Origin of the sequence: Pseudomonas sp. CMR5c, from assembly GCF_003850545.1 — a bacterium.
Lineage (GTDB): Bacteria > Pseudomonadota > Gammaproteobacteria > Pseudomonadales > Pseudomonadaceae > Aquipseudomonas > Aquipseudomonas piscis.
In genome coordinates this window covers 1,327,498-1,341,948 of the sequence record NZ_CP027705.1, presented here as the reverse complement: position 1 = coordinate 1,341,948, position 14,451 = coordinate 1,327,498, and the positions used below count along the sequence as shown (strand labels likewise).

14 protein-coding genes are annotated in these 14,451 nt (G+C 61.1%); 3 read left to right on the top strand and 11 right to left on the bottom strand.

All coding sequences use genetic code 11. The features are described from left to right. Positions 1 to 67 precede the first annotated feature (67 nt). Both mutS and fdxA read left to right on the top strand, forming a co-directional pair. Positions 68 to 2,647 (top strand): DNA mismatch repair protein MutS, encoded by a 2,580-nt coding sequence (gene mutS, locus C4K40_RS06085; RefSeq protein WP_053134498.1) that lies wholly within the window; start codon positions 68 to 70, stop codon positions 2,645 to 2,647. Positions 2,648 to 2,790: 143 nt separating this feature from the next. Next, positions 2,791 to 3,114 carry a ferredoxin FdxA gene (gene fdxA, locus C4K40_RS06080; protein WP_022642601.1) on the top strand — a complete coding sequence of 108 codons (324 nt, stop codon included), beginning with the start codon at positions 2,791 to 2,793 and terminating at the stop codon, positions 3,112 to 3,114. Positions 3,115 to 3,629: 515 nt separating this feature from the next. On the opposite strand, the gene rpoS is transcribed toward fdxA, so the two are convergent. The 8 genes from rpoS to C4K40_RS06040 form a co-directional block, all read right to left on the bottom strand. Next, positions 3,630 to 4,637, bottom strand: a complete 1,008-nt coding sequence (gene rpoS, locus C4K40_RS06075) for an RNA polymerase sigma factor RpoS (protein ID WP_031320993.1) — start codon at positions 4,635 to 4,637, stop codon at positions 3,630 to 3,632. 110 nt (positions 4,638 to 4,747) lie between these two features. Further along, positions 4,748 to 5,623 (bottom strand): peptidoglycan DD-metalloendopeptidase family protein, encoded by an 876-nt coding sequence (locus tag C4K40_RS06070; RefSeq protein WP_083456937.1) that lies wholly within the window; start codon positions 5,621 to 5,623, stop codon positions 4,748 to 4,750. A 208-nt stretch (positions 5,624 to 5,831) separates the two neighbouring features. Beyond that, positions 5,832 to 6,467: a protein-L-isoaspartate(D-aspartate) O-methyltransferase gene (locus C4K40_RS06065; protein ID WP_172681667.1), complete on the bottom strand. Its 636-nt coding sequence runs from the start codon at positions 6,465 to 6,467 to the stop codon at positions 5,832 to 5,834. Between the two features lie 41 nt (positions 6,468 to 6,508). Continuing rightward, on the bottom strand, positions 6,509 to 7,258 hold the full coding sequence (gene surE / locus C4K40_RS06060; RefSeq protein ID WP_022642598.1) for a 5'/3'-nucleotidase SurE: 750 nt from the start codon (positions 7,256 to 7,258) through the stop codon (positions 6,509 to 6,511). Next, positions 7,246 to 8,304 (bottom strand): tRNA pseudouridine(13) synthase TruD, encoded by a 1,059-nt coding sequence (gene truD, locus C4K40_RS06055; protein WP_053134496.1) that lies wholly within the window; start codon positions 8,302 to 8,304, stop codon positions 7,246 to 7,248. The genes surE and truD overlap by 13 nt, the downstream gene beginning before the upstream one ends. Next, positions 8,301 to 8,774 (bottom strand): 2-C-methyl-D-erythritol 2,4-cyclodiphosphate synthase, encoded by a 474-nt coding sequence (ispF, locus tag C4K40_RS06050; protein WP_053134494.1) that lies wholly within the window; start codon positions 8,772 to 8,774, stop codon positions 8,301 to 8,303. The genes truD and ispF overlap by 4 nt, the downstream gene beginning before the upstream one ends. 102 nt (positions 8,775 to 8,876) lie before the next feature. Further along, complete coding sequence (fghA, locus tag C4K40_RS06045; RefSeq protein WP_053134489.1) at positions 8,877 to 9,722, bottom strand: S-formylglutathione hydrolase; 846 nt, start codon at positions 9,720 to 9,722, stop codon at positions 8,877 to 8,879. 91 nt (positions 9,723 to 9,813) lie between these two features. Next, positions 9,814 to 10,926, bottom strand: a complete 1,113-nt coding sequence (locus tag C4K40_RS06040; RefSeq protein WP_022642596.1) for an S-(hydroxymethyl)glutathione dehydrogenase/class III alcohol dehydrogenase — start codon at positions 10,924 to 10,926, stop codon at positions 9,814 to 9,816. A 106-nt stretch (positions 10,927 to 11,032) separates the two neighbouring features. Between C4K40_RS06040 and C4K40_RS06035 the strand changes: the two genes are divergently transcribed. Continuing rightward, positions 11,033 to 11,932 carry a LysR family transcriptional regulator gene (locus C4K40_RS06035; protein WP_022642595.1) on the top strand — a complete coding sequence of 300 codons (900 nt, stop codon included), beginning with the start codon at positions 11,033 to 11,035 and terminating at the stop codon, positions 11,930 to 11,932. A gap of 37 nt (positions 11,933 to 11,969) precedes the next feature. On the opposite strand, the gene ispD is transcribed toward C4K40_RS06035, so the two are convergent. The 3 genes from ispD to eno all read right to left on the bottom strand — a co-directional run bounded on the left by ispD (position 11,970) and on the right by eno (position 14,414). After that, positions 11,970 to 12,677 carry a 2-C-methyl-D-erythritol 4-phosphate cytidylyltransferase gene (gene ispD / locus C4K40_RS06030; RefSeq protein WP_053134486.1) on the bottom strand — a complete coding sequence of 236 codons (708 nt, stop codon included), beginning with the start codon at positions 12,675 to 12,677 and terminating at the stop codon, positions 11,970 to 11,972. Continuing rightward, positions 12,674 to 12,952: a cell division protein FtsB gene (gene ftsB / locus C4K40_RS06025; RefSeq protein ID WP_022642593.1), complete on the bottom strand. Its 279-nt coding sequence runs from the start codon at positions 12,950 to 12,952 to the stop codon at positions 12,674 to 12,676. Before ftsB ends, ispD begins: the two co-directional genes overlap by 4 nt. Before the next feature lie 172 nt (positions 12,953 to 13,124). Continuing rightward, positions 13,125 to 14,414, bottom strand: coding sequence for a phosphopyruvate hydratase (gene eno / locus C4K40_RS06020; protein ID WP_022642592.1), 1,290 nt, complete (start codon positions 14,412 to 14,414; stop codon positions 13,125 to 13,127). Positions 14,415 to 14,451: the final 37 nt, after the last annotated feature.

Here is a 14,451-nt window from a genome sequence, read left to right as displayed (position 1 = left end):
ATCAGCAAAAAGCCGGGCTCCTGGGGCCCCTTTGCGTCAGCCATTCAACGAATCCGCCTATATACCAATGAGTAAAAATACCTCCGACTTGTCTTCCCACACGCCGATGATGCAACAGTACTGGCGTCTCAAGAATCAACACCCCGATCAGCTGATGTTCTATCGCATGGGCGACTTCTACGAGATCTTCTACGAAGACGCGAAGAAGGCCGCCAAGCTGCTGGACATCACCCTGACCGCACGGGGACAGTCGGCAGGCCAGGCCATTCCCATGTGCGGCATCCCCTACCATGCCGCTGAAGGCTACCTGGCCAAGCTGGTCAAGCTTGGCGAGTCGGTGGTGATCTGCGAACAGGTGGGCGACCCGGCCACCAGCAAGGGCCCGGTGGAACGCCAGGTGGTGCGTATCATCACGCCGGGGACCGTGAGTGACGAAGCGTTGCTGGACGAGCGTCGGGACAACCTGATCGCTGCGGTACTGGGTGACGAGCGCCTGTTCGGCCTGGCCGTGCTGGATATCACCAGCGGCAACTTCAGCGTCCTGGAGATCAAGGGCTGGGAAAACCTGCTGGCGGAGCTGGAGCGCATCAATCCGGTTGAGTTGCTGATCCCGGATGACTGGCCACAGGGCCTGCCAGCGGAAAAGCGCCGTGGCACAAGGCGCCGTGCCCCCTGGGACTTCGAGCGCGACTCGGCGCACAAGAGCCTGTGTCAACAGTTCTCCACCCAGGACCTCAAAGGCTTCGGCTGCGAAACCCTGACCCTGGCCATCGGCGCCGCCGGCTGCCTGCTCAGCTATGCCAAGGAAACCCAGCGCACCGCCCTGCCCCATTTGCGCAGCCTGCGCCACGAACGCCTGGACGATACCGTGGTGCTGGACGGCGCCAGCCGACGCAACCTGGAACTGGATACCAACCTGGCGGGCGGTCGCGACAATACCCTGCAATCGGTGGTCGATCGCTGCCAGACCGCCATGGGCAGCCGCTTGTTGACCCGCTGGCTGAACCGACCGCTGCGTGACCTGAAGGTCCTGGAGGCACGCCAGTCCTCTATCACCTGCCTGCTCGATGGCTATCGCTTCGAACGCCTGCAGCCGCAGTTGAAGGAAATCGGTGATATCGAGCGAATCCTCGCGCGGATCGGCTTGCGCAACGCCCGGCCACGGGACCTGGCACGCCTGCGGGACGCCCTGGCGGCATTGCCTGAACTGCAAGTGGCGATGGCCGAGCTGGAAGCGCCGCACCTCAAACAACTGGCCATCACCACCGCTACCTATCCGGAACTGGCGGCGCTGCTGGAGAAAGCCATCATCGACAACCCGCCAGCGGTGATCCGCGACGGCGGTGTGCTCAAGACCGGCTACGACGCCGAGCTGGACGAGTTGCAATCGCTGAGCGAGAACGCCGGCCAGTTCCTGATCGACCTGGAAGCGCGGGAAAAAGCCCGGACCGGACTGTCCAACCTCAAGGTCGGCTACAACCGCATCCACGGTTACTTCATCGAATTGCCGAGCAAGCAGGCCGAACAGGCCCCTGCGGACTACATCCGGCGCCAGACCCTCAAGGGTGCCGAGCGCTTCATCACGCCTGAACTCAAGGCTTTCGAAGACAAGGCACTGTCGGCCAAGAGCCGTGCCCTGGCGCGCGAGAAGATGCTCTACGACGCCCTGCTGGAAACCCTGATTAGCCATTTGCCGCCCCTGCAGGACACCGCCGGAGCGCTGGCTGAACTGGACGTGCTGAGCAACCTGGCCGAGCGCGCCCTGAACCTGGACCTGAATTGCCCGCGCTTCGTCAGCGAACCCTGCATGCGCATCACTCAGGGTCGTCACCCAGTGGTGGAGCAGGTGCTGACCACGCCGTTCGTGGCCAACGACCTGAACCTGGACGACAGCACACGGATGCTAGTGATCACCGGCCCGAACATGGGCGGTAAGTCCACCTATATGCGACAAACCGCGCTGATCGTGCTGCTGGCCCATATCGGCAGCTTCGTGCCGGCGGCAAGCTGCGAGCTGTCCCTGGTGGACCGGATCTTCACCCGGATCGGCTCCAGCGACGACCTGGCCGGCGGGCGCTCGACCTTCATGGTGGAAATGAGCGAAACCGCGAACATCTTGCACAACGCCACCGAGCGCAGCCTGGTACTGATGGACGAAGTGGGGCGTGGCACCAGCACTTTCGACGGTCTTTCCCTGGCCTGGGCTGCGGCAGAACGTCTCGCCCACCTGCGGGCCTATACCCTGTTCGCCACCCACTACTTCGAACTGACAGTACTGCCGGAAAGCGAACCGCTGGTGGCCAACGTGCATCTCAATGCCACCGAGCACAATGAACGGATCGTCTTCCTGCACCACGTCCTGCCCGGGCCTGCCAGCCAGAGCTATGGCCTGGCCGTAGCCCAGCTGGCCGGGGTTCCGAGCGCTGTGATCGTCCGCGCACGGGAGCATTTGAGCCGCCTGGAAACCACCAGCCTGCCCCATGAAGCAGCCAAACCGGCACCGGGAAAAACCTCGGTTCCGCAGCAAAGCGACCTGTTCGCCAGCCTGCCACACCCGGTTCTGGACGAGTTGGCCAAGCTGGAACTGGACGACATGACCCCTCGTCGGGCACTGGAAATGCTTTACACATTGAAGACACGCATCTAACGCGAACGCCTTCAAGCTGTTAGAATCTCGCGCGGTTTGGGATGCTGTGGACTATTAGCCTGGTCCACAGACTATCGCTCCCAAACCTGGCGACCCCAATCCTGTAGGGGCTCCGCTGCCGCCGCCTGAGGAGAAAATTAGAAATGACCTTCGTCGTCACCGACAACTGCATCAAGTGCAAGTACACCGACTGCGTAGAAGTCTGTCCGGTGGACTGCTTTTACGAAGGCCCGAACTTCCTGGTAATTCACCCGGATGAGTGCATCGATTGCGCGCTGTGCGAGCCTGAATGCCCTGCTGTAGCCATCTTCTCCGAGGATGAAGTCCCGGACGAGATGCAAGAATTCATTCAGTTGAACGTCGAGCTGGCAGAGATCTGGCCGAACATCACTGAAAAGAAAGATTCGTTGCCCGATGCCGAAGAGTGGGATGGCGTCAAAGGCAAGATCAAGGATCTCGAACGCTGATACTTCGGCGTTCCTTGAAAAGGCCCCTTGCGGGCCTTTTTGCGTTTATGGACTCAGGGATTTGCGACTGCACTTTTCGACAGGCAAAAAAAAGGGGCGGTATGACCCGCCCACATTTTTTCCCTAGTCCCTGTGTTCCTTGTCATCATCCTGATGAATCGCTTCTTGCGATGTCCTGACCATCATCCTTGATGGCTGTGTCTATCCGTCGACACAGGGTTGATATTAGAGACTTCCCAGATAACGGCAATCGCACTATCAGCGGGAAATTCTGTCCAATCTAATCCAGCAATAAATAAAAAGCCTTTTAAATCAGTTAGATAAAAAATTACCTAAGTCGATTTAGGCAACTCAGAAGTGATCGACCCCCAATAGATTACGCAAAAGTAATCTTTGGCTTACATGGGAATTAAGAACAGTTCCGCTTCTCCTACGTGCCCCTCCAAATCAAGACTTTTCGTCCCCCCATGAAAAAGCCCCGAACCAGTCGGGGCTTTTTATAGGCAAGTCAGCGGCTACTGAAACAGCGACTCACTGGACAAGCCATTCTTCTCGAGGATCTCCCGCAGGCGCTTGAGGCCCTCAACCTGGATCTGCCGCACCCGTTCACGGGTCAGGCCAATTTCCAGGCCAACGTCTTCCAGGGTGCTGCTCTCATGCCCTCGCAGGCCAAACCGGCGTACGACAACCTCACGCTGTTTTTCGGTCAGCTCGGAAAGCCATTGATCGATGCTTTGCGAAAGGTCGTCGTCCTGCAACAGTTCACAAGGATCCGTCGGCCGCTCGTCGGTCAGGGTGTCCAGCAGGGTCTTGTCCGAATCCGGGCCCAGCGAGACATCCACCGAAGAAACGCGCTCGTTCAGGCCGAGCATGCGTTTGACTTCCGCCACCGGCTTCTCGAGCAGGTTGGCGATTTCCTCGGGAGAGGGTTCATGGTCGAGTTTCTGCGTCAGTTCGCGGGCGGCGCGCAAGTAGACGTTGAGTTCCTTGACCACATGGATCGGCAACCGGATGGTCCGGGTCTGATTCATGATTGCACGCTCGATGGTCTGGCGGATCCACCAGGTAGCGTAGGTCGAGAAACGGAAACCACGTTCGGGGTCGAATTTTTCCACCGCTCGGATCAAGCCGAGGTTGCCCTCTTCGATCAGGTCCAGCAGCGATAACCCACGATTGACATAGCGTCGGGCGATTTTCACCACCAGCCGCAAGTTGCTTTCAATCATGCGTTTACGCCCAGCCGGGTCGCCACTTTGCGATAGACGCGCAAAGTGCACTTCCTCTTCGGGAGAGAGCAATGGAGAAAAACCGATTTCATTGAGGTACAACTGCGTCGCATCGAGCGCGCGAGTGTAGTCAATGTACTTGTGTTGCTTGATTGCAGCGGAGCTTTTGGATTTGGTGCGAACGGAAGGTGGAGTTGCCCCCTCATTATTCGACATCGAATCCATATCGATTCCGCTCTCCATAAGGAGAACTTCATCGTCGATGTCAAACTCCGGCACTTCTTTACTGAGAGCCATTGTTATAGTCCTTTGGTGAGTTCGACCTCAGGCTCGAGCGTCGCCTATATCCCTGGCAACACTGGAACCTGTTCCCTCTACGTGAGCGAGTGGAACAGGTTGGTAACGGATCAACGACGTGGCAGGAATTGCAGCGGATCTACAGGTTTACCTTGTCGGCGAATCTCAAAGTGCAGTTTCACCCGGTCTGTACCAGTTGATCCCATCTCGGCAATTGTCTGTCCGACTTTGACCTGCTGCCCCTCCCGAACCAGAAGCTTACGGTTGTGACCATAAGCGCTGACGTAGGTTTCGCTGTGTTTGATGATGACTAATTCGCCGTAGCCCCTTAAGCCACTCCCGGCGTAAACCACCGTCCCATCAGACGCAGCTAAAACAGGCTGTCCCAAATCCCCGGCGATATCAATGCCTTTATTCAAACTACCGTTTGAAGAAAATTTTCCAATGAGAACACCGTTGGAAGGCCAGCCCCAACCGGTCGGCGCAGGGCCTGCCGGAGTGGCTGGAACCGGCGCCGGAGCTGGGCTCGGCTTGTTCGCCGGGCTGGTTGCGGCACCTGTTGCCGGAGATGTAGTGGTCGTCACCGGGCGACGAATGACCGTGGTTTTGCTCGAGGAGGAAGCACCGGAGGACTGGGTTCTGGTCACCACGGTAGCCGGAGCGGTACCGGTGCGGCCATCGAAACGAATGGTTTGCCCCGGATGGATGGTATAGGGCTCGCTGATATTGTTGCGGGCGGCCAATGCCTTGTAATCCCAGCCATAACGGAAGGCGATGGAGAACAGCGTATCCCCGCGGCGCACGGCGTACTGGCCGGTGGTGACGGTCGGGCGTTGCGGTGCCGCATTGCTGTTGCGATCAACCACTCCGACGCTGCTGGACCTGGTGCTGGAGCAACCAACCAACAAGGAACTCAATACAAGGCCAATCATCAGTCGCTGAAAGCTTGTTGTACCCATACGCTGCGCAATGACTGTGAGACTCACCCGCCGCTCCCTTTCTGATGGTTGACGATATAGATTGCCTGGCTCAGGCATGAAATGACGCAAGTATAACCGGACGCCGGCGCTTTACCGCCGGCACGGCACAGGGGACGACCGGGGTTTGTCACGGGTCGTCGCCCCACAGGTTGACGATCGATACGCCACTAAGACACAGCCTGACGGACAGAATTCACCCGGCTCGCAGAAATGCTCAGGCCAGGGGGCCATTGAGCAGGGGTACAAACCGCACCGCTCCCAGGACATGCCGGGCAAAGCCGTGTTCTTCGCGGACGATCAACATCAGCTGTTGCACCTCACCGGCGCCTACCGGAATCACCATGCGCCCGCCCGGTGCCAGCTGGTCGAGCAGCGCCTGGGGAATATCGGTGGCCACCGCGGTGACGATGATGCCGTTGTAAGGCGCCAATGCCGGCCAGCCCTCCCAGCCATCACCCCAACGGAACACCACATTACGCAGGTTCAACTCCTGCAGGCGCTCCTTGGCCCGATCTTGCAGGACCTTGATCCGCTCCACCGAGAACACCCGCTCCACCAGCTGCGACAGCACCGCGGTCTGGTAGCCGGAGCCGGTACCGATCTCCAGCACCTTGTCCAGGGGGCCAGCCTCCAGCAGCAGCTCGCTCATGCGGGCCACCATATAAGGCTGGGAAATGGTCTGGTTATGGCCGATGGGCAACGCTGTGTCTTCATAGGCCCGATGGGCCAGTGCTTCATCGACAAACAGATGCCGGGGCGTGCGCCGGATGACTTCCAGCACCTGGGGGTTGGACAAGCCTTCATCGTAGAGCCGCTGGATCAGGCGTTCACGGGTGCGCTGGGAGGTCATGCCGATTCCCCGGCGCAGCAGATCGTCTTGCTCACGGGCCATCAGCGCAGCCCCTCCAGCCAGCCGTCCAGGCTCCTGAACGCATCATTGAAGGTGCGATCCAGCTGCAGCGGGGTCACGGATACGTAGCCCTGCATGACCGCATGGAAATCGGTGCCAGGACCGCCATCCTCGGCGTCCCCGGCGGCGGCGATCCAGTAACCGGCCTTGCCGCGGGGGTCCACCACCTTCATGGGAGCCGCGGCACGGGCGCGATGGCCCAGGCGGGTCAGCTGGATACCGCGGACGCGATCGAGCGGCAGGTTGGGAATGTTCACGTTCAGCACCGTCCGTGGTGGTAGATCCAGCAAGCCTTGCGCCTCGACCAGCTTGCGCGCGAAATGAGCCGCGGTGGCGAGGTTCTCCACCTGCCGCGAGACCAGCGAAAAGGCAATCGCCGGACGCTGCAGGAAACGCCCTTCCAGGGCGGCCGCGACAGTCCCGGAATACAGCACGTCATCCCCGAGGTTAGCCCCCAGGTTGATGCCCGAGACCACCATGTCCGGCTCATGCTCCAGAAGGCCATTGAGCCCCAGATGCACACAATCGGTCGGCGTGCCGTTGATGCTTATATAGCCGTTGCCGAGAGTATGCGGATGCAACGGACGGTCGAGCGTCAGCGAGCTGCTGGCGCCGCTTTTGTCTTGATCCGGTGCGATAACCATGCACTCGGCATGATCGGCCAGCGCAGCATGCAGCGCGGCGATACCGGGTGCGGTTACCCCATCATCGTTAGAAATCAGAATACGCATGGGCTGTCCGTCTGCCCCACCGGCACCAGATCGACGAGTTCGCGCACCAATGCGGTGGCGAAACATCCGGCCGGCAGGACGAATTCCAATTGCAGAATGTCAGGCACGGGATAATGCCACGTCAAACCGCCAATGGGCAGCCGCAGGATGCGTCGTTCGTGCTCCATGCCGGCTTTTACCAGCCAATCGCACAGCGCCGGTTCACGGGTAGCGACGCCCTGCTCCAGGATCTGGGTAGCACCGGCGGCAGGCGAGTCGCCTTTGCCCCACAAGGGCCCGGTGGGATGCAGGTCGAGAATCGCCAGGCGTGGATCGTGGCACTCCTCAGCTCCAGCCATGAAGAAACTGCGGCTGTCGGTGAAGGCCAGCAGATCGCCCACCTGGGCCTGCTGCCAACTGCCGTCGGCCACCCGTGCGCCCAGGGCCTGGTTGAACAAGTAGCTACGAGCGGCAGACAGCAAGCGCGAACGCACGTTGCGCTGTTCCGGCAACGCCTGGCGTGCCGCCCAGTCCCGGGCATCCACCAGGTTGCCGCCATCATGGCCAAAACGCTGGGCACCGAAGTAATTGGGAATGCCTTGCCGGGCGATCAGTTGCAGGCGGGCATCGATCGCCGCGTGATCCGCCCGCAGCTCGGTCAAGCGCAAGGTGAAGCCATTGGCTGCATGGGCGCCGCGTTGCAGCTTGCGCCTGTGGCGGCTGGCCTTGAGGATCTTCAGGGTGTGGTTTTCGGCTGCCGCCAGGTCTGGATCGGCCTTGCCCGGCAGTTGCACGCTGAACCATTGGCGAGTCAGGGCCTGGCGGTCCTTGAGTCCGGCATAGCTCACCGTACGCAGCGGGACCCCGGCGGCCTTGGCGATCCGCCGGGCAGCTTCCTCGGTATTCAGGCCGCGTTTTTCCACCCACAGCCATAAATGCTCGCCATCGCCGCTCAGAGGAATGTCCAGGACCTCATCGACCTGGAAATCCTCGGCCGTGGCCTTGAGGACCGCGCTGCCCAAGGCATCGCCATAGGCCCGCGGGCCCAACAGTTGCAGTTCGTTCATGCGCGCAGCAACAAGGCTACGGAATGCACCGCAATACCTTCCTCGCGCCCGGTGAAACCAAGCTTCTCGGTGGTGGTGGCCTTGACGTTCACCTGATCGAGCTCGACCTGCAGGTCCTCGGCGATCAGCGCCCGCATGGTGGCGATATGCGGCGCCATCTTCGGCGCCTGGGCGACGATGGTGTTGTCGACGTTACCGACCTTCCAGCCCTTGGCATGGATCAACGCGACAACGTGACGCAGCAGTACACGGCTGTCGACACCCTTGAATTGCGGATCGGTGTCAGGGAAATGCTTGCCGATATCACCCAGCCCCGCAGCCCCCAACAGGGCATCGCTGAGTGCGTGCAGCAGCACGTCGCCATCGGAATGGGCCAGCAGCCCGGAGTGGTGGGCGATACGCACACCACCCAAGGTGATGAAGTCGCCCTCAGCGAAACGGTGCACATCGTAGCCGTGGCCAATACGCATAAAAAAACGCCCCGAAAAAGTCAGGGCGTGATTCTACCTGCTTTGCTGGCCCTTAGGGCTGGTACGAGCGTCCCCGCGGACGGGCGCCAAGGCTCGTACGACCTAGCCGTTCAGTGCCCGCGCATGATGGCGCAGGTGGTCATCGATGAAGCTGGCGATGAAGAAGTAGCTATGGTCGTAGCCCGGCTGCAGGCGCAGGGTCAATTCATGGCCGGCCTGCTTGGCCGCCAACTGCAGGGCTTCAGGCTTGAGCTGGGTGGCGAGGAAGTCATCGCGGTCGCCCTGATCCACCAGCAATGGCAGTTTTTCGCTGGCCTCGGCGATCAGGACACTGGCATCCCATTCACGCCAACGAGAGCGCTCTTCCCCCAGGTAACGGGAAAACGCCTTCTGCCCCCAGGGGCAATCCATGGGGTTGCTGATGGGCGCGAACGCCGACACCGAGCGGTAGCGCCCGGGATTGCGCAAGGCACAAACCAGGGCTCCGTGCCCGCCCATGGAATGGCCGCTGACACCACGCTTGTCGGAAGCCGGGAAATGCGCCTCAACCAGCGCCGGCAGCTCATGGACCACATAGTCGTGCATCCGATAGTGCTGGGCCCAAGGCTCCTGGGTCGCATTGAGGTAGAACCCCGCCCCCAGGCCGAAATCCCAGGCGCCATCCGGGTCACCGGGTACCCCGACACCACGCGGGCTGGTGTCTGGCGCGATGATGATCAGCCCCAGCTCGGCCGCCATGCGCTGGGCACCGGCCTTGTGCATGAAGTTCTCGTCGGTGCAGGTCAGGCCGGACAACCAGTACAGCACCGGCAGCTTGCCGCCCTGCTCGGCCTGGGGCGGCAGGTAGACGGCGAACACCATGTCGCAGCCCAGTACCTGGGAATGATGCTTGTAGCGTTTATGCCAGCCGCCGAAGCTTTTCTGGCAGGAAAGGTTTTCCAGACTCATGGCGGACCTCCAGCGCACATACTGCAAGCCTCATGCTGCGAAAGCGGTTGCCCCCACTTGCAGCCTGTGGCTTGCAGTTTGTCGCTGCTCCTTAGAAATGAATGACCGAACGGATGCTCTTGCCTTCGTGCATCAGGTCGAAGGCCTTGTTGATGTCCTCCAATCCCATGGTGTGGGTGATGAAGGTGTCCAGCGGGATCTCGCCCTTCTCGGACATCTCCACATAGCTCGGCAGTTCGCTGCGGCCACGCACGCCGCCGAAGGCCGAACCGCGCCAGACACGGCCGGTCACCAGCTGGAACGGACGGGTGGCGATTTCCTGGCCGGCACCGGCCACGCCGATGATCACCGACTCGCCCCAGCCCTTGTGGCAACACTCCAGCGCGGCGCGCATCAGTTGCACGTTGCCGATGCACTCGAAGGAGAAGTCCACACCGCCGTCGGTGAGATCGACGATCACTTCCTGGATCGGGCGATCGTAGTCTTTGGGGTTGATGCAATCGGTGGCACCCAGCTGGCGGGCGATCTCGAACTTGGCCGGGTTGATATCGATGGCGATGATGCGCGAAGCCTTGGCCTTGACTGCGCCGATCACCGCGGACAGGCCAATGCCACCCAGGCCGAAGATCGCCACGGTGTCACCCGGCTTGACCTTGGCAGTATTGAGCACCGCGCCAATACCAGTGGTCACGCCGCAGCCCAGCAGGCAGACCTTCTCCAGCGGTGCATCCTTCTGGATCTTGGCCACGGAGATTTCCGGCAGCACGGTGTACTCGGAGAAGGTCGAGGTGCCCATGTAGTGGAACAGCTGCTGGCCCTTGTAGGAGAAGCGTGTGGTGCCGTCCGGCATCAGGCCCTTGCCCTGGGTGGCACGGATGGCCTGGCACAGGTTGGTCTTGCCCGACAGGCAGAATTTGCACTGGCCGCATTCCGGGGTGTACAGCGGAATCACGTGGTCACCCACGGCCACCGAAGTCACGCCCTCGCCCACCGCTTCCACTACTGCGCCACCTTCATGGCCGAGAATCGACGGGAAGATCCCTTCCGGGTCGGCGCCCGACAGGGTGTAGGCGTCGGTGTGGCAGACACCGGAGGCCACCACCCGCAACAACACCTCGCCAGCCTTGGGCATGGCGACATCGACTTCAACGATCTCGAGGGGTTTCTTGGCCTCGAAGGCTACGGCAGCGCGCGACTTGATCATCCTGGGTCTCCAGCGAATAAAAACGAGACAGGGAGTGTAAAACAGCGCACCACGATGAATAATCCAACCAAAAGCAAAACATTATTGCTGTACAGGGACAATCATCATGAGTGAAAACCGCTGGGAAGGCATCGACGAGTTCGTCGCCGTGGCCGAATGCAGCCAGTTCACCGCTGCAGCAGAACGCCTCGGTGTCTCTTCTTCTCATATCAGCCGGCAGATCGCCCGCCTGGAAGAGCGCCTGCAGACTCGCTTGCTGTACCGCAGTACCCGCCGGGTAACCCTGACCGAAGCCGGCCAGACCTTCCTCCAGCATTGCCAGCGCTTGCAGGATGGCCGGGAAGAGGCGTTGCGCGCCGTGGGCGACCTGGCCAGCGAGCCCAAGGGCATGCTGCGCATGACCTGCGCGGTGGCCTACGGCGAGCGCTTCATCGTGCCGCTGGTGACCAGCTTCATGGGCCTGTATCCGCAGTTGCGGGTGGATATCGAATTGAGCAATCGGCCCCTGGACCTGGTGCACGAGGGGCTGGACCTGGCCGTGCGCCTGGGACGCCTGCAAGACTCGCGACTGGTGGCGACCCGCCTGGCTCCCCGGCGCATGTACCTGTGTGCATCGCCGTCGTACCTGGAGCGCTACGGTCGCCCCCATAGCCTTTCGGAGTTGAGCCGCCACAACTGCCTGATCGGCAGTTCGGATATCTGGCAATTGGAACAGGATGGCCGCGAGTTCGCCCAGCGGGTTCAAGGCAACTGGCGCTGCAACAGCGGACAGGCGGTGCTGGATGCGGCGTTGCAGGGAGTGGGTCTGTGCCAACTGCCGGACTACTACGTGCTGGAGCATCTGCAGAGCGGCGCGCTGGCCTCACTGCTCGAAGCCCATCAGCCGCCGAACACTGCAGTATGGGCGCTTTACCCGCAACAACGACACTTGTCGCCCAAGGTGCGCAAGCTGGTGGACTATCTCAAGGAAGGCCTGGCCCGGCGCCCGGAGTACCAGGAGCGGTAGCTGCAGGCTTATCGCAGCCTGCGGCTACAGCGGTGGGTCAGCGACGGTTGGCCCAGCGCTGGCGCAACCACTCCAGGTCTTCCGGGCGGGTGACCTTGAGGTTGTCGGAACGCCCTTCGATCAAGCGTGGGGCCTGGCCGGCCCATTCCATGGCCGAGGCCTCGTCGGTGATCGCGACATCAGCCACCAGGCTGTCGGCCAGAGCTCGGTGCAAGGCGCCAAGGCGGAACATCTGCGGGGTATAGGCTTGCCAGATCAGGCTGCGATCCACGGTTTCCAGGACCCGCCCCCGCGAGTCGATACGCTTGAGGGTGTCCCGGGCCGGCACCGCGAGCAGGCCACCCACAGGGTCGTCCGCCAACTCGGCCAGCAGTTTGTCCAGGTCATCCCGGGCGAGGTTAGGTCGCGCGGCATCGTGCACCAGCACCCAATCATCATCCGCAGCGCCTTGGGCATGCAGGTGGAGCAAGGCGTTGAGCACTGAGTCGGAGCGTTCCGCACCGCCGTCGACCCGCTGGATTCGTCCATCCTGGGCATAGGCCAGGGTCGGCCAGTAGGGGTCGTCGGGAGCAACGCTGACCACCAGGCCCTTGAGACCGGGGTGGTCGAGGAAACAGCCAAGGCTGTGTTCGAGAATAGTGCGGCCGCCCAGTTGCAGATACTGCTTGGGACGGTCCGCGGCCATGCGGGCGCCAACGCCCGCGGCAGGAATCACGGCCCAGAAGGCCGGCAGCAGATCGCTCATTGGGCCAACTGGTAGAGGGTCTCGCCCTCCTTGACCATGCCCAGTTCATGGCGAGCCCGTTCTTCGACGGTCTCCATGCCCTTCTTCAATTCCATGACTTCCGCATCGAGTACGCGATTGCGCTCCAGCAGGCGCTCGTTTTCAGCCTGCTGGTCGGCAATTTGCTGGGTCAGGTCGGCGACCTGGGCCAAGCTGCCATTTCCCACCCAAAGGCGGTACTGCAAGCCAGCCAGCAGCAAGAGCAAGACCAGGAACAACCAATTGGGACTGCGCATCGAATATCGGGTATCCAGTGAAAAAAGACAGCCATGCCTGCAACTTCGGACCTACTGATAGCACGAAGCCTGGAAAAACCAGGCTTGTGCTCTTAAGGCATCAGATTAGTGGCAAAAAATTCGCTGTAGCGACTTTTCCGACACAATCCGGTGTCTTTTTACCATCTACAGCTTAACCGCGAAACTCGCTGCGGCCGTTGTACTTGGCCTTGCCGTTCAGTTGCTCTTCGATACGCAGCAACTGGTTGTACTTGGATACGCGGTCGGAGCGGCACAGCGAGCCAGTCTTGATCTGGCCAGCCGCGGTACCCACGGCCAGGTCGGCGATGGTGGAGTCTTCGGTTTCACCGGAACGGTGGGAGATCACCGCGGTGTAGCCAGCGGCCTTGGCCATCTGGATGGCTTCCAGGGTTTCGGTCAGGCTGCCGATCTGGTTGAACTTGATCAGGATGGAGTTGGCGATCTTCTTGTCGATGCCTTCCTTCAGGATCTTGGTGTTGGTCACGAACAGGTCGTCACCCACCAGTTGTACCTTGTCGCCGATCTTGTCGGTCAGGATCTTCCAGCCAGCCCAGTCGGACTCGTCCAGGCCATCTTCGATGGAGATGATCGGGTAGCGCTGGGTCAGGCCCTTGAGGTATTCAGCGAAACCTTCGTTGGTGAACACTTGGCCTTCACCAGCCAGGTTGTACTTGCCGTCTTCGTAGAACTCGCTGGCTGCGCAGTCCAGGGCCAGGGTCACATCGGTGCCCAGGGTGTAGCCGGCGTTGGCCACGGCTTCGGAGATCACCTTCAGGGCGTCTTCGTTGGAAGCCAGGTTCGGGGCGAAACCACCTTCGTCACCCACTGCGGTGTTCAGGCCACGGGCCTTCAGCACAGCCTTGAGGTGATGGAAAATCTCGGTACCCATGCGCAGACCTTCCGAGAAGGACTTGGCGCCGACCGGCTGCACCATGAACTCCTGGATGTCGACGTTGTTATCGGCGTGCTCGCCACCGTTGATGATGTTCATCATCGGCACCGGCATCGAGTAGACGCCAGGAGTGCCATTGAGGTTGGCGATGTGCGCGTACAGCGGCAGGTCCTGGTCCTGGGCGGCGGCCTTGGCAGCGGCCAGGGACACGGCCAGGATCGCGTTGGCGCCCAGGTTGGCCTTGTTCTCGGTACCGTCCAGCTTGATCATCGCCTGATCCAGCGCCTTCTGGTCGATTGGGTCTTTACCCAGCAACAGGTCGCGGATCGGACCGTTGATGTTGGCTACCGCCTTGAGCACACCCTTGCCCAGGTAGCGGGTCTTGTCGCCATCACGCAGTTCCAGTGCTTCACGGGAACCGGTGGAAGCACCGGACGGAGCGCAGGCGCTGCCGATGATGCCGTTGTCGAGAAGCACGTCCGCTTCGACAGTGGGGTTGCCACGGGAGTCGAGGACTTCACGACCTTTGATGTCGACGATTTTTGCCATTGTTGTAAACACTCCAAAGTTGACGAAAACGACGCAG